This is a genomic window from Pseudanabaena sp. lw0831, from assembly GCF_016584665.1.
In the GTDB taxonomy this organism is placed as follows: domain Bacteria; phylum Cyanobacteriota; class Cyanobacteriia; order Pseudanabaenales; family Pseudanabaenaceae; genus Pseudanabaena.
Window position 1 is genome coordinate 21,302 of the sequence record NZ_BBJB01000105.1, and the last position, 16,913, is coordinate 38,214.

The following is a 16,913-nucleotide window of genomic DNA, read 5'->3' on the forward strand; positions in this document are numbered from 1 at the left end:
TGGGTTTTATGTCCTAAGCAAAACTTTCATTGCTACATATCAAGACAAGAGATGCTAGGACAGAATAAACCCCAAAAGATAAGTTGCGGCGCTTCGCGCCGCAACTTATCTTTTGGGGTTTATCATGGCATTAGTTCATTAAATAAACACCATCGGTTTATTCTTAAATGGAGCGAAAGCTTCCGCATCGAAGCGGTAGAGACTCGCGGGACGACCTGCTCCCCGTGAAGTTTTGATACCAGTATCACTTAAAAAGCCTAACTTTAATAATCGAGTACGGAAATTGGAATAGTCAGAGAAATTCTCACCGAGAACAGTTGTGTAAAGTTGATAGAGATCGCTGAGAGTGAAAGCTTCTGGCAGAACATCAAAGGCAACTGGGCTATATTCGAGTTTGTTGCGGAGGCGGCGATGACCATATTCGAGAATGCGATTGTGATCGAAGGCGAGTTGTGGAACTTGCTTAACGGGATACCATGCGATGCCGCTGACTCCATCGGCGATGAGTTCGGCTTGAGAGAAGGGAACTAGAGCAAAATAACTGACAGATAGATAGCGCACAGCAAAACTGTCGGGAGCCTCGCGAGGATCGCGTCCGATATCGCCGAAGGTGAAGAGTTGTTCGAGATAGAGATTTTTGGCGCGGATTTTTTCCGAGAGGATGCGATAGGCAGATTCTTCGAGGGATTCACCTTGACGCACGAGAGTTCCTGGCAAACACCAGCGATCGCGATATGGCTCATGTTGGCGCATCACAAGTAGTACCAATAGACGATTTTGCTCGGTATCTACGGAAAAAATCACGTTATCGACACCGACCTTAAAGTCTGCTAGGGGTTTTGGGGCTATTGTGCGGGACTTGTCTGCCATGCGTAAAGCGACTCTCGTTGGATATATGCTGCGACTGTGGGTATTATGACTGAACTGTTGCCATTGTTGCGATAGTCTGACGAAGAAACGTTGGGTATCGAGGTGGAGTCAGGCGCGATCGCAACTTCAGTACCCATATTTATAAGGCGATCGATATCGTCTCCTAAAATGGTCACGCCTTGACGAGGGACAACTAGTAAATTTACTTGATTGAGTAGATCTTGAGCGCGATACCAAGTTGGTAACTGCGGCACAAGGTCACCACCGATAACGAGGGTGAAGTTTGTATCTTGCCAGATTTGTTTGGCTTGCTCGACAGTGTTAATCGTGCGTGGATTGCTGATTTCAGGATGCAAGCCAATCGTTTGGGCTGGTGGTTGGATCGCGGCGATGGTTAGCTCCATCATGGCGATGCGATCGCGTAGGCTTGCTTGATGAGTTTTGAATGGGTTATCTGACACCCAAACAACTGTGCGATCGTAATGATTATCAAGCCACTGCAAGATCTGTTGATGTCCAATACTAGGCGGATCGGCGCTAGTTCCAAAGAGAGCAATGTTCATTGATTTAGTCTTTAGTTTTAAGAGATGGGCGACTATTGTGCTTGATTGACGGTTTACGTTATTGTAATTATAATGTAATTACTTTTGGTTTAATATCGATCAAAAATATGAGTACAGCTATTAGAACTCGCATTATTAAAATTGGGAACTCTCAGGGCATCCGTATTCCCAAAACCTTGTTAGAACAGAGTGGCATTCAAACAGAAGTTGAGATAGGAATTGAGGGAAATCGTCTAACTATTCGACCTCTACTACAATTGCGGACTGGTTGGGAACAGGCTTTTGCAGCGATGGCAGCACAACAAGATGATGTACTTTTAGATGAAGTTAATCCGACGGATTGGGATCAGACTGAATGGGAGTGGTAGCTAAGCGATTTGATGTTTTTCTTGTTAATCTCGATCCCACAATTGGTAGCGAAATCCAAAAGACGAGACCCTGTGTAATTGTTTCACCAGACGAGATGAATCGCCATATTTCTACAGTAATTATTGCGCCGATGACAACCAAGGGAAGAGAATATCCCACTCGTGTTATTTGCCAATTTCAGAATAAAGATGGTCAAATAGTTCTCGATCAAATTCGTACTGTGGATAAATCTCGATTAGTTAAAAAGATTGGTCAAATTCGCCAAGATGACCAAAGAGAAGTTCTTAATATTTTAGCTGAGATGTTTGCTGAGTAATTCGTCTCTATGCCATATCAACTAACACAGCAATCGTCTCTGGTTCAGCAATATTACGAACTGCTTGAGGCAAAAACTGTACAGAATTACGAGTGCGTTTTGCGATCGCATCCAAATCATCCAATGATTTCAATAGTTCTCCATCATGCATGATTAGTTCTAGTAAAGGTTGCTCATTGGATTGAGGAATATCGGAAATATGAGTCAGGCGATCGCTTGTTATCACACCATTCTCGAAACTGCGCCAGATTTGTTTGCGACCTGCGATCGATTGCTTGCCACTTGATTTTTTGGAGACAGGAATATTATCAATTTCGACTAACTTATAAACTCCATTTACGGGCGCACCTGTCACCAATTTTGTGCCAATGCCATAGCCATCGATGGGTGCTCCTAACGCTTTGAGACGGAGAATCTCGGCTTCGTCAATATCACCACTGGCGAATATAGCGGCATCTGGAAGTAGCGATCGCACTTCTTTAGAAACTGCGGCAATATCGCCTGAATCAATGCGAACTCCTTTCACTTGCATTTCGCCAGACTTGACTTTTTCAGCCAGATTTCGGGCGGCAGCAATCGTATCGAAGGTATCGATTAATAGCGGACTATTCGGGAAAACTTGATGGAAAGCACTAAAGGCTTGAGCTTCGCTTCCTTCGGTTGCATTCATTGCCATCACCAAAGCATGAGCCATCGTACCGCTTGGCTTTCTGTCAAGCTTCAGCGCAGCTAATACATTGGACGTAGCATTCATTCCTGCGGCGAGAGCTGCTCTCGCGGCCCAGAGTGAAGCTTGAGGACTGAAGGCTCGTCTTGTGCCAAATTCTAATAGGGTAATGCGATCGCCTGCGGCATCACGCATTCTTGCGGCTTTGGTGGCTATCAGGGTTTGATAGTTAATTGTATTTAGCAAATAGGTTTCCACTAATTGCGCTTGCCAGAGTGGTGCTTCGATCCTCAAAAAAGGCTCATTAGCGAACATGGCTGTTCCTTCTTGCACTGCCCAGAGATCGCCTTCAAAGCGAAAATTTCTTAACAATTCCCAAAAACGGCGATCGGCGTTGGCAAAGATACCTGTTGCTTGTAGAGCTTCGATTTGCTCTGAGGTGAAATGCAGATTTTGCAAATATTCTACGGCTTGCGTGAGTCCCATCGCGATCAGATAGCCAAATCCATCAGGCAATCGGCGCACAAATAGCTCAAAACTGGCTCGTTTGCGATCGCATCCTTCGCGGACATAGCAAGCGCCCATCGTCAGTTGATAAAGGTCGGTGAGCAATCCATATTCATCGGTGGCGATATTCAGCGTATCGGACTTCATGCTTACGGCAGGATTAACGGTTATAGCGCTCATGACTTTGGTGGGGTAGAGGCTGGTATATTTTTTATTATAGTGCTTTTCACCAAAATTGCAAGCATATTTTTTATTTGGCAATATTTAAAGCGTTTATAACCAAGCCATGAATTTTCAATAGGCTAAGGCTATTTCCTGTAGATAAAAGATATTAGCTATTAAAGCTATATGCTTGAAATTCGCAATAGTTATAGTAAATACAACTTTAAATATTAATTGCTGTAGCAGAAAGAATATTGCGTAACCAGTTGTGGGGCGTATGATTGAGGTTGCTTTGATGCCAGCATATGAATTAGAAATCCCCATTGGATTTTGGGCTGCGGAACTGAAGCGCCGTTTTCATCCCATGCGCTCCGTGATGGTAATTTAATTACAGGTCAGCAGCAAAACTCTGGTCTAGAGACTGCAAAATTAGTGTTAGAAGCATTAGGAATCACCCTATGAAGATTGCATTCATTGGTACTGGTAATGTCGGCGCACCTCTAGCCGATCGCCTCCAAAAACTCGGACATCAAGTATTCATCGCCGCCCGCGATCCCCAATCTAAGTCGGTGCAAGAAGCCACCAATCGCAATTCAGAACTAATTGTCAAGTCCTCAATAGAAGCTGTCCAAGAAGCGGAAGTTGTTTTTCTGGCGACTCCTTTTGGTGCGATCGAGACTGCGCTTGCTCCTGTGAAAGCGTTACTGGACGGCAAAATTTTAGTGGACTGCACTAATCCTGTAGGCGCAAATTTGTCGCATGGTTTGCAAAGTCAAATTTCTGGCAGTGAAACCGTGCAGGAATTTATTCCTAATGCTCATGTGGTCAAAGCTTTTACTATTTATGGTTTTGAGAACTTTGAAGATAGTACCTATGCTGGTTATGGCGATCTCAAACCTGCGATGTTGATTGCTGGCAATGACCAAGTTGCTAAAGACAAAGTAAGTTCACTATGCAATGAATTAGGTTGGGAACCAGTGGATACAGGCAATTTGGCTATGAGCTTGCATTTGGAACATATGACTTTACTATGGATTAAAATGGCGAGAGTTCAGGGCAAAGGCTCAGGATTTGTCTGGGCAATGTTACAGAGATAATCATGCGTACAACCCTTTACACATTGGCAAAAGAACAATTTGAAGATGTATATCTCAATATGCCGCGAGATTTGTTGATTTCTGAATGGAATACGATGCTAGCGCGGGGTATAAATCTTAATTGTGAAGTTGCCGATAGAATAGAAGAGCTAGAGCCAGATAGTGTGAAAACTGAAGGCGATCGCGTAATTCTCTCTAGATCTGCTTCCAGAATTATTCTGGAAATGTGTAAAGCAGATTGTGTGGTGTCTGAGTATGAAATTCAGGCTAAAGATACATTTTTTGCCGATCTTGCGGCTAATCCGCCACAGTTAGCGGAGATTAGCGATCGCATCCAAGTTGCATGGCAATTATTTAACAAAGTCGTTGATACCAGTGTAATTCATCGCAAACATCTTCCTTGGTGGCTAAATGAAGCAGCCTATGGAAGTTGTGCTTATACGGGATTGCTTAATCCATTAGAAACGCAATTAGTTAACGAATCCAATGATGATTTGAGACAATTGTTAATTGCAGGTTTAAACTCACAATCAGAGCAAGAAGATGCACATAAGTTACTATCTGTAATTGCCAACGCAGCTATCACGAATCAATGGGTCCTTGGCTGGGAATATGGCACATAACAACATCATAATTCTCAAATTTGGCTAGCCTCCCATCCCAATATTGCCGTCTTGCGCTCCAATCCCCAGCGATAGCCGCCTAATTCACCTGATTCTCGAATGACACGATGACAGGGAATGATGAAACTAATGGGATTACTTCCAACAGCATTACCGATCGCCCTTGCAGCATTGGGACGACCAAGCGATCGCATTAAGCTTTGATAAGTAGTAATCGGTTCTCTCCTAAAATTGTGATTGCAAGTATAATAGTTTCCTAAAGTAAAAATCCTTACGAGAACGCAAGGTTTAGTTTTTTTGCTGCATTTTTGTTACAAAAACTTTAAAGATTAGTAGATTTTGAGAGGTATATGGCGTGAGAATTAGAAAAGAAAAGCCTACGCAAACTTCTTCTTCAGTTAAGCCCATGACCATGAATCTGCAAACTAGACCATTTGCACCCGTTGAGTCTGAAGAGTCAAAACCCGTTAAACATCAAAATGCATCGAGCGGCGCTCAGTATCATCAGTCAGACGACATAATGCGCAAACTGTATGCTTCGCCGATTATATCGCGATCGCAGAGTAATAATGATGTAGTCCAGAGGCATACATACGAACACTTTGCGAAAATAAGAGCAAAGAAGGAACTTGCATCGATGCAGATGCAGGCAAAGCTGAATATTGGAGATCCAAATGACAAATATGAGAAAGAAGCGGATGATAATGCGGCTAAAGTCGTTCAGCAAATTAATCTGCCAACTAATCAACTAGTGCAAAATCAACCAATTCAACGTCAAGAGGAAGTAGAAGAAGACAAGGTTGAAGAGGAACAGACGGTAAGTAATGAATCTCCAACTTTAGGATCGTCGATTCAGAATGAGCTGTATAGGAATATTTCCCATATTCAGAGGGATTTAGTAAATGGAGATGCTGCAAGTAAAGTTGACAGTTTAGATGTTGTTTATGAATTGATTGCTCATAAACTAGCCTATAAAGGTATAGATGGAATACCAGAAGACATGGGGCAATGGCTAGATAATCAAGGGTATCAAAGGAATTGGCTTGGTTCAGTGCAAGGGTCGGGTTTATTTTGTGGGTTAGTAATGCCCAAACAGGGTTCTGATAAACAGCCTGTTTTAGCTTTTAAAGGGACTGACTTTGATAAAACTGGTGATGCGCTGGCTGATGCCGATCCAGTTGCAGTTGGGTTTACAGCATTTAAACTAAAACAAGATCAAATTCAAGGATTAATTAGTCAAGCTGGGGGGAAAGTGGTAGTGACTGGACATAGTTTAGGAGGTGCATTAGCCCAACATGCCGCTTCTGCTTTTACGGGTAATATCAGTAAAGTTATCACCTTTCAAGCTCCTGGTATTAGTCAAGAACAAGTTAGACAATTTAATAACAATGTTAATGATATGGAAGAAGATGAAAGACCAGAAGTTGTTCATCATCTTGCCACGGGTGACATCGTTGATCTTGCAGGTGGCAAACATATTGGAGGATCGGGTTTATATACAGGGAAAGGAAATGCTGAATTCTTTCTACATAACTTAGAGAGTGGTGGTCCCAATAATCACACTAAATTCTTGCTCCAAGATGAAGCATTCAAAGAACAACAAGAACAAGTTGGCATTAATGATGAAGCTCGCGATCAGGTTGGATTGAATGATGGTCAGATTGGCAAAAATCAAAAAGTTGGAAAGTATGATGATAATCCTTTTGCAGGTAATCAATTTATTTTTGAACGTGGTAGAGAACTTGCTGCACCAGGAGCAGCATTACTACTCGGAGGGAAGGAAGTTGCTCAAGGAGGCATGGGACTTGCAAAAGAAGGACTTGGAAATTGGAGGCAGGGAGGCGCTTGGAATAGAACTAAAGGTATTGGGAAAATGATCGGGGGCGGTGTAGGTACAGTTGCAGGTGGTGTAGGTGCTGTTGCAGGTGGTGTAGGTGCAATAGCTGGCGGTGTGACTGGTGCATTAGGCGGGGCGATCGCAGTAGGTGCACATGAGACAGGTAAAGGCGCGATGGAAGGTTTGTCTACTGGCGCTAAGATGGGCAGCTCTGCGGGTCGAGCCTTAATGAGTGGTGGGTCTGGGTTAGCGGCAGAAGGAATGAAAAATTGGAAACAGGGAGGAGTTTGGAATAAAACTAAAGGCGTTGGCAAAATGATCGGTGGTGGTTTAGGCGCGTTAGCAGGTGGTATGACTGCTGGTGTTGGCGGTTTAGCTGGCGGAGCTTTAGGAGGTGTTGGTGGAGCGATTACGGGAATACCTAAAGCTTTGTGGAAAAGGGGGAAGAGAAAGTAAAGATAATTTAATAAGCAGTTATCTCCATAAATATTATGAACAATTCAAAATCCAAATTACGATTTTCTGGCAAAAAAACAGGTGTTTCAATTACTTTGCCGATTGGATGGCATCAAGAAAGTAACGAGAATACGAATTGTGCTACAGATATATATTATCAATCTCTTGGTGCACCTTACTCACCTTGCATAACAGTTAAAATTATTGAAATTCCTGAAGCTGAATACCATCAGAATAATTATCAAGAGCTATCAGAAATTCTGTTGGCGGAACAGGCTCAATCCAGTTATTCACAAACTCTAGAAATATTAGAGCAGCGAATAGAAAATATTGATCAGCATTCTGCTCGAATTGATATTTTTAAGATGATTGATGAAGAAACTAAAATACCAGTAACTCAATATCAAGTAACGATACAATTGGCAACTTCTGTATGCGGAATAGTTGCAGTTATGAAGACAGAAGATCAAGATTTCTATTTACCTGTCTTTAATGAAGCATTAAGATCTTTGAAATTGACACCAAATTAAATCTAAGCTCAAGATACTTACTTACTCTAAGTCTCCTCAATCACCATAATCAAACTGACTAGCTTCCCAGCCTAGCATTGCGGTCTTGCGCTCCAATCCCCAACGGTATCCGCCTAACTCACCGGATTCGCGAATGACACGATGACAAGGAATGATGAAACTAATGGGATTACTACCAACAGCATTGCCGATCGCTCTCGCGGCATTGGGACGACCAAGCGATCGCCCTAAGCCCTGATAAGTGGTAATCCTGCCAAAGGGTATTCGCAGCAGGGCCCGCCATACTTGGATTTGAAAGTTAGTGCCTTTGACGTAGAGAGTGAGGGGCGATTGCTTCGCAGTATTCAGATTAGGAAGATGGCTAAATAGGCGATCGCAAATTGGTTGCGTAATTTCGCGATCGCAGATAATTTCCGCCTTTGCCCATTCCTCTCGCAGCATTAATGCAGCAGCTTGATTATCCATTCCATCTAGAAAGTACAAATTACAAATACCTCGCGCTGTCGTGGCAATCAGGCATTCACCAAACATGGTTTCATGGATGCCATAGCAAATCTGTAAACCTGCACCACCAGTCTTAAACTCTTGCGGTGAAATTGCTTCGAGGTTCACAAATAGGTCATGCAATCGTCCTGCACTAGATAAACCGACATCTCCAGTCAATTCCAGTAAGTTCTTTGTTTCCGCAATTTTGGACTTAGCATATTCCACCGTCAGATATTGCAAAAATCGCTTGGGGCTAATCCCTGCCCATTTGGTAAATAAGCGCTGAAAGTGATATTCGCTCAGATGTACCTGTTGCGCGATCGCAGCGAGATCTGGCTGTTGTCGATGGTTCTGACGAATAAAGGCGATCGCTTTTGCCATCAGTTCATAGGTAGCGCGATCGCCCATATTCTCATCTAGAAATTTATCCATCGGGGAGTTCATGCCAAGCAATACAAGGATTTACAATCAATGTATCAATTATTCGAGCCTTAAGCCACCCATTTCTTGCGATCGTTAGCAATCTAAAGTATGTTCCAATTCCCAAGGACTGATGCGCGTACTGTAATCATTCCATTCGCGTTGCTTTAACTTGATATAGGATTGAACAAACTCTTGTCCTAAAGCATCTGGCAAAATCGTATTTGCTTGCAAACATCGCAGGGCATCTAAAAGATTAGCTGGCAATTGTTTCACTGTGCCAAAGGGAAGCGGATCGGTGTAGGAATTATTGTCATAACGCTGACCTGCTTCGCGTTGGTGGTTGATGCCATCGAGACCACTGGCGATGAGGGCAGCAGGGAGGAGATAGGGATTCGCGGCTCCATCGGCGAGGCGGAACTCAAAGCGACCTGCTTCAGGGATGCGAATCATGTGGGTGCGGTTGTTGCCTGTGTAGCTGATCGTATTAGGCGACCATGTTGCCCCAGAGTTGGTAACGGGGGCATTAATCCGCTTGTAGGAATTGACGGTGGGATTGGTGAAGGCGCAGACCGATTCGGCAGAATGCAATACGCCACCGATAAATTGATAGGCTAGGCTCGATAGACCGAGTTCTCCTTTTACGTCATCAAAGAGATTCTTATTTCCATCCAAATCCCAAACGGAGAGATGGGTATGACAGCCGTTGCCTGTCAAATGAGGAAAAGGCTTGGGCATGAAGGTGGCGCGGAAGCCGTGCTTTTCGGCGATCGCTTTGACCATATATTTAAAAAAGGCATGGCGATCGGCTGTGACCAGCGCCTCGGCATAAGTCCAGTTCATCTCAAATTGACCGTTAGCATCTTCATGATCGTTCTGATAGGCTTCCCAACCCATCGCTAACATGGCATCGCAGATTTCGGCAATGATATCGAAGCGGCGCATTAAGGCTTGTTGATCGTAGCAGGGCTTGCTAGCGCGATCGCTTAAATCGGAAATATCTGTACCATCAGCAGAGAGTAGGAAATATTCGCATTCCACACCCGTTTTGACGCGATAGCCAAGGGCTTCAGCTTGGCTCAGGGCTTGCTTGAGAACATAACGTGGGGCTTGTTTGACAGGCTCACCATTCATGTAGAGGTCGGCGGGCATCCAGCCAATTTCGGGTTGCCAAGGTAAGGGGAAGAGACTGTTGCGATCGGGAATGGCGAAGATATCAGGATCGGCGGGTGTCATGTCGAGCCATGTGGCGAATCCTGCAAATCCTGCACCATTGGCTTCCATCGAGTCGATCGCTGCGGTTGGCACTAATTTAGCGCGTTGCACTCCAAATAAATCAGTAAAGGAAATTAGAAAGTAACGAATCCCTTTTTCTTGGGCAATTTCAGATAGAGCCTTAGTCATAATCCTTGGGTTTTAATGGAAGTTAAGTTGTTGAGATCTGGTAATAGAGATTCAGATCTCCGACTTTTTCTTTACTGTTACAGATAATCTTTGTTCGTCACACAAAAAGTCGGGGATCTTGGCGTTGCTTAGTTGTTTCTGCTTACCCGCTTAGCAATGCCCAAACTGCTTGACGGATAAATTCGGCATCTTCAGGATTTTGGTAGGGATTGCCAGCGCGATGTCCCCAGATGGATGGAATAGGAAGGTATGAACTATTGGGAATTAGCGCCGCCTCGCGATCGCAATCTTCGGGCGTAAAATACAAATCGCTAGTACTAGGCATCACTAGGGTTTTCGCCTGAATCGTTTTCATAGAAAGAACATAATCACTTTTATAAACTGGATTATCGCTCAAGTCACAACGCAACCAAGTATCAATCATTGCAATCAAATTTCGCGGATCGCGCTTGCGATAGCCAGCTTCCCAACCACGCAAGAGATAATCTTCGAGAGATTCATAACCAAACTGATAATACAAACCCTCTCGATAAAAGGCTTGAGAAGCTGCCCAACTGGCATAAATTCTAGCAAAGGTACGAAAACCGCGATCGGGAATACCATCAAAACCAGTTCCATTCCAAGTCGGATCGCCAGTGAGTGAATATCGCAAACTTTCTAAGAAAATGCGATTGTGATCGGTGGTTTTCGCAGTGCCGCAAATTGCTGCTATGCGTTCGACGCGATCGCTATATAACGCACCCCAATGATAGGCTTGCTGAGCGCCCATCGACCAGCCGTAAACTAGGGCTAAGCGCTCAATCCCGAAGACTTCGCCCAGTAGTTGCTCTTGAGCCGTGACATTATCTAGATGCGTAAACCAGAAACCTTGCTCAGCTAATCCGCAATCTCCACAATTACTAGGCGAACTCGATAGTCCATTACCAAACATATTGATGATAATAATGAACCATTTTGTTGGGGTGAGAATACCATCATTACTCACTAACCAATCGATATCAGTATGTTGCGCTCCGTAGGAGGTCGGATAGAGAATTACATTCGAGCGATCGCGATTTAGTTCGCCATAGGTTTGATATACCAATTGCGCTTGCGGCAAGATCGCACCGCACTGAAGCTGAAAGTTCTCAATTGCAAAAACATTCATGCTACTGAGTTCCCAGTCTTTGTGCCGAAATTAGCGACGATTTGACGATGGACTTTGATATAGCCATTTTCAACACATTCAAAATGAGAACCTAATTTCTCATGGGCTGCGCCTAATTGATGGAAGGGAATGGAAGCATAGAGATGATGCTCAGCATGGTAAGAGATATTCCAAATCAAGAATCGCAAGGGCGCAAGGGTGCGAGTGGTGCGGGTATTGGCAAGCATATTGTCGGTATTGGGACGATCGGTATGCTCGGCTAGTAGCAAAAATCGCAAAAATGGCTGGCCTACTGCGAGGGGTAACATCCAATAGGTAATAAACCAAGGTTGTTGAAAATATACAGAAATAGCGATCGCTACCGCATAAACCAATAGCTGTAAACGATTTGAACGAATCACTTCTGCACGGGAACTTTCAGGAATAAATGGACAATTTTCTAAGTTCCCAATCGCTGTGAGAAAATGTCTACGAAACTTGCCGATCCACCAAGTAATCCCGCTAATTTCGATTATATATTCACTAAGATTTGTCGGCTTGCGATCGCTTAATTCGGGATCTTTATCAGAAATCTGCGTATAGCGATGATGCCACTTGTGATAGAGACGATAGAAGGTGCTGTTATAAAAAGATAAAAGTCCTGCAAACCAAGATAGGGCATCATTAGCGCGGTTATTCGTAAAGACAGTGCGGTGGGATGCCTCATGCAATGGCGCAAACATAATCGCAAAACTAAATCCGTAAAGCACTAACGCAGGTAGAGCCATAAACCAGCGATCGCTTAGATTTCCCATATTTGTACCCCAGAGATAGCCACTAACTGCCATCACCGCAAGATGTCCTACTAATTGCAAAGTTCCTTTCAGATTTGACTTGGCATTTAAAACGCTTAATTCTTGAGGAGAAAGAATTTGCGAAGGTTTAATATCGCTTGAAAACATGACTAAAAACTCACTATTTGCTCATAGTTTGGCGCTTGGTTCTATAGCAATCCTAAATGATTCGTTGAAAGACAAGGGGCTTAAGCCCCTTGTTCGGTAAGATTTGCATTCCATAAATGATTTAGGATGGCTCTATATAATTACCTCGGCATAATTAAAAACCCAGAGCTAAAAACTGTACCGCCCGCTGCGCAAGCGGTACAGTTTTTAGGGTTTTATATTTAATTGTGCATAGCTACTTATTCATAAGTATGTTGTCAAAGCGTTTCCGAATAAGTCAAAGTTAATACAAACCCGATCGCCTGAAATCTCTGTTAGCGTAAAGTAAGCCTTGCTCAGTTTTCTAAATAAATTCTATGCTCCTACATTTATCCACATGGCAAGAAGTTGAAGCCTACTTGCAGCGATCGCAGGCTGTAATTATTCCCATCGGCTCCACTGAGCAGCATGGCCCCACAGGATTAATCGGCACAGATTTTATTTGTGCCGAAGCGATCGCCCGCGCCGTTGGGGAAAAAGCTGATGCTCTGGTTACTTCGACACTGACTCTGGGCATGGCAGAGCATCACACAGGATTTGCTGGCACGATTAGCCTCAAGCCTTCCACACTGACCTTAGTAATTCATGATGTTGTGCGATCGCTTGCCAAACATGGCTTCAAACGATTCTTTTTTCTCAATGGGCATGGCGGCAATATCGCCGTTCTCAAAACAGCCTTTACGGAGATTTATAACGAACTACCAGATGTACGTTGTCGTCTAGGTAACTGGTGGGCAAGCAATGACATGTATAAACTTGTCAGAGAGCTTTATGGCAATCAAGAAGGCTATCACGCTACGCCCAGTGAAGTTGCTGTCACGATGTATCTCTATCCTGACTCGATTAAAAATGTCCCGCTTAGCGAATCCGTCAATAAAGATAGTCGTATCTATAGCCCTGAAGAATTCCGTAAACGTTATCCCGATGGACGCATGGGTTCAAATCCAGCTTTAGCAACTATTGAACATGGGCAACAACTTTTTGAACTTTCCGTCAAAGAACTAGTCAGCCAATACAACGATTTTCTTACTGAAGTTTAAACGAACCACCAATAAATACTTTGAAAGTGTTGCTTTGCAACACTTTCAAAGTATTTATTGGTTCGGGTTTGAGCGCAAAGCGCGGTAAATCCGATAAACAAGATTAAGTCATTTGCAGCAAAGCGCAAACACAAGAATCGTTGTATGCTGATCAACTTAAACATCAAAAGTACTTGCATTTTGCCCCCATGCTTGATCGAGCAGCGATTACCGTAGCGATTTCCCTATGTCCCGAAGAAGCAGTTTGTTACTTAGCGAGGATTTACACAACCTTAGTAGTTTTCAATCCGCCTGAGTTTATCAAGACTTCTATCGGGAGTAGAGTGTTGATCCATTCCCTTGGCTATCCCGACAATCCCGAATCTGCCCATATCTGTAGGCAACTCATGGATGAGTTTGGCTTTGATGCTGACACGTTTCCTGCGTTTGCGCTCCAAGGACTAGCCACGATCGCTTCTATTTTTCCCTGCGATCGTCAAAATTTGGATGTAGATTTTGAACTAGATCAACATCTCGATATTGCACCTACTAGCTTGATCGATCTCCAATCAAGGGTAGAAGATAAAGGTCAAGCCGCATGGTTAATGCAATTGAAAGAAACTTATTTTTTGCAGGAGCCAATTTATGATGTCCTACCACCAATGAACACAGAGACGGGCAATGCATGGCTCCCACAACATAAATCCCATTTAGAAAATTTTCAAAATGCTCTAAGACGAGATATTCTCAGCAGTAAAGTATAAGAAAGCAGAACTTTGTGCCACTTCCTTATACTTTAGGGAATTGGAAAGGCTTGTACTTTGCTATTGCCATCATCTCTTAGGAAGTTGCTAGCAAAAATCAAACGTTTTGGGGATGATACTTTACTAATGATAGGTGCATGGTAGATATGGCTATTGAGTAAAGTTGGTGTTCTCCATACCATTTTGCCAGATTTATCGTCAAATGCACTTACCCAGCTATTGTTATCGGCAGAACCATAAAAGCCAAAGGTTACATTTTTGATTTCCATATCAGGCACGTAAATCAGACCATCTGACCAAGTTAAATTTTTAGGTTCATCGTAATAGACACGAGGAAGTTTAAATTTGCGTAAAAATCTGCCCGTTTCCTTGTCTAGCACTACAAAATTATTGCCAGCATTACCTTCAGATTGCCAAACAAAGACTTCGCGATCGCTTACAGCTTTAGCTTTTCCAGTAATGACATACGACCATTTTTCTTTGCCAGTTTTGAGGTCAATCGCACGGAGTCGCCCCGATGCTTGCATCTTGCTATTACCGAAGACTGAGGTATAGATCGTATCTCCGAAAACATCGACAGACCATAAGCCATTTGGTTCGCCCGGTGCTTCCCAAGTCCAAAGCACTTTACCTGAGGCAACATCCATCACTGTAAATTGTTCCATCCAACCTACGGTTGTGTTGTGACTAGAAGGTAACAAGAGAATTCCATTCTGTACCACCGGCTGTATTGACTGAATACCAATCAACCCATTAGTTTTAGGAAGTTGATATGACCAGATAGTTTTATCTTTAGTGATGCCAAATATTTTTGTTTGATAATCTGTGCGATTAGAGCTACTTTTATCAATTGCCATGGAATCTCCATATACTACAATATCTTGCGATATTCCCATTAGGCGATCGCGATCAAGCCTAAGCATATCTTCTGGATACTTCAAAGATGTTTTAGGAGAACCAGTTTCAGGATCAAATCCCATAACGCCATCGTCATGACTGGCATAAATAGTTCCATTCTCTAAAATTAACTTGCGACGACCAAAATTATGAGATGGTAATTGCTGCTGCCATTGCACTTTTCCTGACGCAGTATTAATCGCAAATAAAGTTGCCGAATAATCTTTTGGCTCGGAACTATACTTCTGATTCCCAATTACAAATAACTGCTCACCAGTCGTAATCAGTTGGGTACTCGCTTGTAAATTAGCCGTCCATTCAGGCTGAATGATCGCATCGGGATTATTACCATATGCCAAAAAATGAAAACTAGTCAGCAGAAGCAAGGCAATTAGGAAATATTTAAAGAAATCGGTGAATTTTTTAAAATATCTCAGTTGAAATTCTGATGGTATTACATTCATAATGGCGATCCGCTATATTTTTTAAGTAAGCTGTTGGAATTAAATTTAGGATGCTTCAGTGCAAAGTAGTCCATAATTTTTGCCTAATTGATTCGTTACGTTGCACTAGCTAATCCTACAAATAATTAAGCCTTCCTAACCTAACGAAGCTAAGGATAGTAATTTACCTGTTATTTTTGCTTTAAATTCATAAACAATAGCAATTATTAAAATCAAATCAAAATTAAACTTGTACGGAGATCACTGTTTTGGTAGATTGGAGGTTGGGAAAGAAGTAATAATAAATACATTTTTTATAAGGATCGGTTCAGAATTATGAGCAGTAAACCCAACCGCGTTGTGGTGATCGGAGTTGCAGGAGACTCTGGCTGTGGCAAATCCACATTTTTACGCAGATTAAATGATCTGTTCGGCGAAGAATTTATGACCGTGATTTGTCTGGATGACTATCACAGCCTAGATCGCAAACAACGTAAGGCAACGGGAATTACTGCACTTGATCCTCGTGCTAACAATTTTGACTTGATGTATGAGCAGGTCAAAGCCCTCAAAGAAGGCAAATCGATCATGAAACCGATCTACAACCACGAGACTGGCTTGCTCGATCCTCCCGAATTGGTTCATCCGAATAAAGTAATTGTGATCGAAGGCTTGCATCCGATTTATGACGAGCGCGTGCGTGGGCTGCTAGATTTCAGTATTTACCTCGATCTCAGTGATGAAGTCAAAATTGCTTGGAAGATTCAGCGTGATATGGCTGAGCGTGGTCACACTCTTGCCGATGTCATGCAAGCGATCGAATCACGTAGACCAGACTTTGAGGCATATATTGATCCTCAAAAAGCCCATGCTGATGTCGTCATCCAAATCTTACCTACGAATCTGATTGCTAATGACACTGAGCGGAAAGTATTGCGTGTGCGCTTAGTCCAACGCAGTGGTGTTGAGGGAATTGAGCCAGCTTATCTATTTGACGAAGGTTCAACAATTTCTTGGATTCCCTGCGGTACGAAGCTGACTTGCTCTTATCCAGGAATCAAACTATTTTCGGGACCAGATAGCTGGCTTGGTCAACCCGCAAGCGTCTTGGAAATCGATGGACAATTCGATCGCCTTGACGAGATGGTCTATATCGAAAGTCATCTCAGCAGCATAGACACTAAGTATTACGGTGAATTGACTGAGCTATTACGCAAACATCCTGATTATCCAGGTTCTAATAACGGTACTGGTTTGTTACAAATTATCGTGGGTCTGAAGATGCGCGCTACTTTTGATCGTCTCACCCAACAAGCTGAACAACTAGTCACAGCTTAAATTGACAGCGCGGCTTAT

General features: G+C 43.1%; 17 protein-coding genes and 2 pseudogenes. 10 read left to right on the top strand and 9 right to left on the bottom strand.

From position 1 onward, the window contains the following. Nucleotides 1-138: 138 nt before the first annotated feature. Both APA_RS21465 and APA_RS21470 read right to left on the bottom strand, forming a co-directional pair. Nucleotides 139-870, bottom strand: a complete 732-nt coding sequence (locus tag APA_RS21465) for an NUDIX domain-containing protein (RefSeq protein WP_103669363.1) — start codon at nt 868-870, stop codon at nt 139-141. Beyond that, the gene (locus tag APA_RS21470; protein WP_201324268.1) at nt 846-1,433 is read right to left on the bottom strand and encodes a nicotinate-nucleotide adenylyltransferase; all 588 of its coding nucleotides are present in this window, start codon (nt 1,431-1,433) and stop codon (nt 846-848) included. The genes APA_RS21465 and APA_RS21470 overlap by 25 nt, the downstream gene beginning before the upstream one ends. A gap of 107 nt (nt 1,434-1,540) precedes the next feature. Here APA_RS21470 and APA_RS21475 point away from each other — a divergent pair, with 107 nt between their 5' ends. Together APA_RS21475 and APA_RS21480 are read left to right on the top strand one after the other, a co-directional pair. Continuing rightward, a complete protein-coding gene (locus tag APA_RS21475; RefSeq protein ID WP_201324269.1) occupies nt 1,541-1,801 on the top strand; it encodes an AbrB/MazE/SpoVT family DNA-binding domain-containing protein in 261 nt (86 codons plus the stop codon). Then, nucleotides 1,789-2,118: a type II toxin-antitoxin system PemK/MazF family toxin gene (locus APA_RS21480; RefSeq protein WP_201324270.1), complete on the top strand. Its 330-nt coding sequence runs from the start codon at nt 1,789-1,791 to the stop codon at nt 2,116-2,118. The genes APA_RS21475 and APA_RS21480 overlap by 13 nt, the downstream gene beginning before the upstream one ends. A 7-nt stretch (nt 2,119-2,125) precedes the next feature. On the opposite strand, the gene APA_RS21485 is transcribed toward APA_RS21480, so the two are convergent. Next, nucleotides 2,126-3,472 (bottom strand): nicotinate phosphoribosyltransferase, encoded by a 1,347-nt coding sequence (locus tag APA_RS21485; protein WP_201324271.1) that lies wholly within the window; start codon nt 3,470-3,472, stop codon nt 2,126-2,128. Nucleotides 3,473-3,808: 336 nt separating this feature from the next. Here APA_RS21485 and APA_RS25930 point away from each other — a divergent pair. From APA_RS25930 to APA_RS21495, 3 genes and pseudogenes are all read left to right on the top strand, one after another. Next, a pseudogene (locus APA_RS25930) lies at nt 3,809-3,916 on the top strand (type 1 glutamine amidotransferase domain-containing protein); the annotation flags it as partial. After that, complete coding sequence (locus APA_RS21490; RefSeq protein WP_201324272.1) at nt 3,913-4,551, top strand: NADPH-dependent F420 reductase; 639 nt, start codon at nt 3,913-3,915, stop codon at nt 4,549-4,551. The pseudogene APA_RS25930 and the gene APA_RS21490, both read left to right, overlap by 4 nt. A gap of 2 nt (nt 4,552-4,553) precedes the next feature. Further along, nucleotides 4,554-5,174, top strand: a complete 621-nt coding sequence (locus APA_RS21495) for a hypothetical protein (protein WP_201324273.1) — start codon at nt 4,554-4,556, stop codon at nt 5,172-5,174. 14 nt (nt 5,175-5,188) lie between these two features. Here the strand turns inward: APA_RS21495 and APA_RS21500 are convergent. Next, nucleotides 5,189-5,389: pseudogene (locus tag APA_RS21500) on the bottom strand (methylated-DNA--[protein]-cysteine S-methyltransferase); the annotation flags it as partial. A 140-nt stretch (nt 5,390-5,529) separates the two neighbouring features. Between APA_RS21500 and APA_RS21505 the strand changes: the two are divergent. Beyond that, nucleotides 5,530-7,467, top strand: a complete 1,938-nt coding sequence (locus tag APA_RS21505; protein WP_201324275.1) for an Mbeg1-like protein — start codon at nt 5,530-5,532, stop codon at nt 7,465-7,467. 35 nt (nt 7,468-7,502) lie between these two features. Continuing rightward, nucleotides 7,503-7,997, top strand: a complete 495-nt coding sequence (locus APA_RS21510; protein ID WP_201324276.1) for a hypothetical protein — start codon at nt 7,503-7,505, stop codon at nt 7,995-7,997. 36 nt (nt 7,998-8,033) lie between these two features. Here APA_RS21510 and APA_RS21515 read toward each other — a convergent pair whose 3' ends face one another. The 4 genes from APA_RS21515 to APA_RS21530 form a co-directional block, all read right to left on the bottom strand. Continuing rightward, a complete protein-coding gene (locus APA_RS21515) occupies nt 8,034-8,915 on the bottom strand; it encodes a methylated-DNA--[protein]-cysteine S-methyltransferase (RefSeq protein WP_201324277.1) in 882 nt (293 codons plus the stop codon). An 84-nt stretch (nt 8,916-8,999) separates the two neighbouring features. After that, nucleotides 9,000-10,307 carry a type III glutamate--ammonia ligase gene (gene glnT / locus APA_RS21520; protein ID WP_201324278.1) on the bottom strand — a complete coding sequence of 436 codons (1,308 nt, stop codon included), beginning with the start codon at nt 10,305-10,307 and terminating at the stop codon, nt 9,000-9,002. 142 nt (nt 10,308-10,449) lie between these two features. Further along, the gene (locus APA_RS21525; protein ID WP_201324279.1) at nt 10,450-11,454 is read right to left on the bottom strand and encodes an alpha/beta fold hydrolase; all 1,005 of its coding nucleotides are present in this window, start codon (nt 11,452-11,454) and stop codon (nt 10,450-10,452) included. Further along, a complete protein-coding gene (locus tag APA_RS21530; RefSeq protein ID WP_201324280.1) occupies nt 11,451-12,395 on the bottom strand; it encodes a fatty acid desaturase family protein in 945 nt (314 codons plus the stop codon). Before APA_RS21530 ends, APA_RS21525 begins: the two co-directional genes overlap by 4 nt. A 356-nt stretch (nt 12,396-12,751) precedes the next feature. Between APA_RS21530 and APA_RS21535 the strand changes: the two genes are divergently transcribed. Beyond that, the gene (locus tag APA_RS21535) at nt 12,752-13,474 is read left to right on the top strand and encodes a creatininase family protein (RefSeq protein WP_201324281.1); all 723 of its coding nucleotides are present in this window, start codon (nt 12,752-12,754) and stop codon (nt 13,472-13,474) included. A 188-nt stretch (nt 13,475-13,662) separates the two neighbouring features. Next, nucleotides 13,663-14,217: a hypothetical protein gene (locus APA_RS21540; RefSeq protein ID WP_201324282.1), complete on the top strand. Its 555-nt coding sequence runs from the start codon at nt 13,663-13,665 to the stop codon at nt 14,215-14,217. A gap of 32 nt (nt 14,218-14,249) precedes the next feature. Here APA_RS21540 and APA_RS21545 read toward each other — a convergent pair whose 3' ends face one another. Beyond that, complete coding sequence (locus APA_RS21545; RefSeq protein ID WP_201324283.1) at nt 14,250-15,578, bottom strand: PQQ-binding-like beta-propeller repeat protein; 1,329 nt, start codon at nt 15,576-15,578, stop codon at nt 14,250-14,252. A gap of 315 nt (nt 15,579-15,893) precedes the next feature. On the opposite strand from APA_RS21545, the gene APA_RS21550 reads away from it, so the two are divergent. Continuing rightward, the gene (locus APA_RS21550; protein ID WP_201324284.1) at nt 15,894-16,895 is read left to right on the top strand and encodes a phosphoribulokinase; all 1,002 of its coding nucleotides are present in this window, start codon (nt 15,894-15,896) and stop codon (nt 16,893-16,895) included. Nucleotides 16,896-16,913 lie beyond the last annotated feature (18 nt).

Bases quoted from the DNA above. Each gene is read 5' to 3' on its own strand.
- APA_RS21495 (WP_201324273.1), top strand. From the start codon at position 4,554: ATGCGTACAACCCTTTACACATTGGCAAAAGAACAATTTGAAGATGTA.
- APA_RS21515 (WP_201324277.1), bottom strand. From the start codon at position 8,915: ATGGATAAATTTCTAGATGAGAATATGGGCGATCGCGCTACCTATGAA.
- APA_RS21470 (WP_201324268.1), bottom strand. From the start codon at position 1,433: ATGAACATTGCTCTCTTTGGAACTAGCGCCGATCCGCCTAGTATTGGA.
- APA_RS21510 (WP_201324276.1), top strand. From the start codon at position 7,503: ATGAACAATTCAAAATCCAAATTACGATTTTCTGGCAAAAAAACAGGT.
- glnT (WP_201324278.1), bottom strand. From the start codon at position 10,307: ATGACTAAGGCTCTATCTGAAATTGCCCAAGAAAAAGGGATTCGTTAC.
- APA_RS21545 (WP_201324283.1), bottom strand. From the start codon at position 15,578: ATGAATGTAATACCATCAGAATTTCAACTGAGATATTTTAAAAAATTC.
- APA_RS21535 (WP_201324281.1), top strand. From the start codon at position 12,752: ATGCTCCTACATTTATCCACATGGCAAGAAGTTGAAGCCTACTTGCAG.
- APA_RS21490 (WP_201324272.1), top strand. From the start codon at position 3,913: ATGAAGATTGCATTCATTGGTACTGGTAATGTCGGCGCACCTCTAGCC.
- APA_RS21550 (WP_201324284.1), top strand. From the start codon at position 15,894: ATGAGCAGTAAACCCAACCGCGTTGTGGTGATCGGAGTTGCAGGAGAC.
- APA_RS21465 (WP_103669363.1), bottom strand. From the start codon at position 870: ATGGCAGACAAGTCCCGCACAATAGCCCCAAAACCCCTAGCAGACTTT.
- APA_RS21530 (WP_201324280.1), bottom strand. From the start codon at position 12,395: ATGTTTTCAAGCGATATTAAACCTTCGCAAATTCTTTCTCCTCAAGAA.
- APA_RS21525 (WP_201324279.1), bottom strand. From the start codon at position 11,454: ATGAATGTTTTTGCAATTGAGAACTTTCAGCTTCAGTGCGGTGCGATC.
- APA_RS21480 (WP_201324270.1), top strand. From the start codon at position 1,789: ATGGGAGTGGTAGCTAAGCGATTTGATGTTTTTCTTGTTAATCTCGAT.
- APA_RS21485 (WP_201324271.1), bottom strand. From the start codon at position 3,472: ATGAGCGCTATAACCGTTAATCCTGCCGTAAGCATGAAGTCCGATACG.
- APA_RS21475 (WP_201324269.1), top strand. From the start codon at position 1,541: ATGAGTACAGCTATTAGAACTCGCATTATTAAAATTGGGAACTCTCAG.
- APA_RS21540 (WP_201324282.1), top strand. From the start codon at position 13,663: ATGCTTGATCGAGCAGCGATTACCGTAGCGATTTCCCTATGTCCCGAA.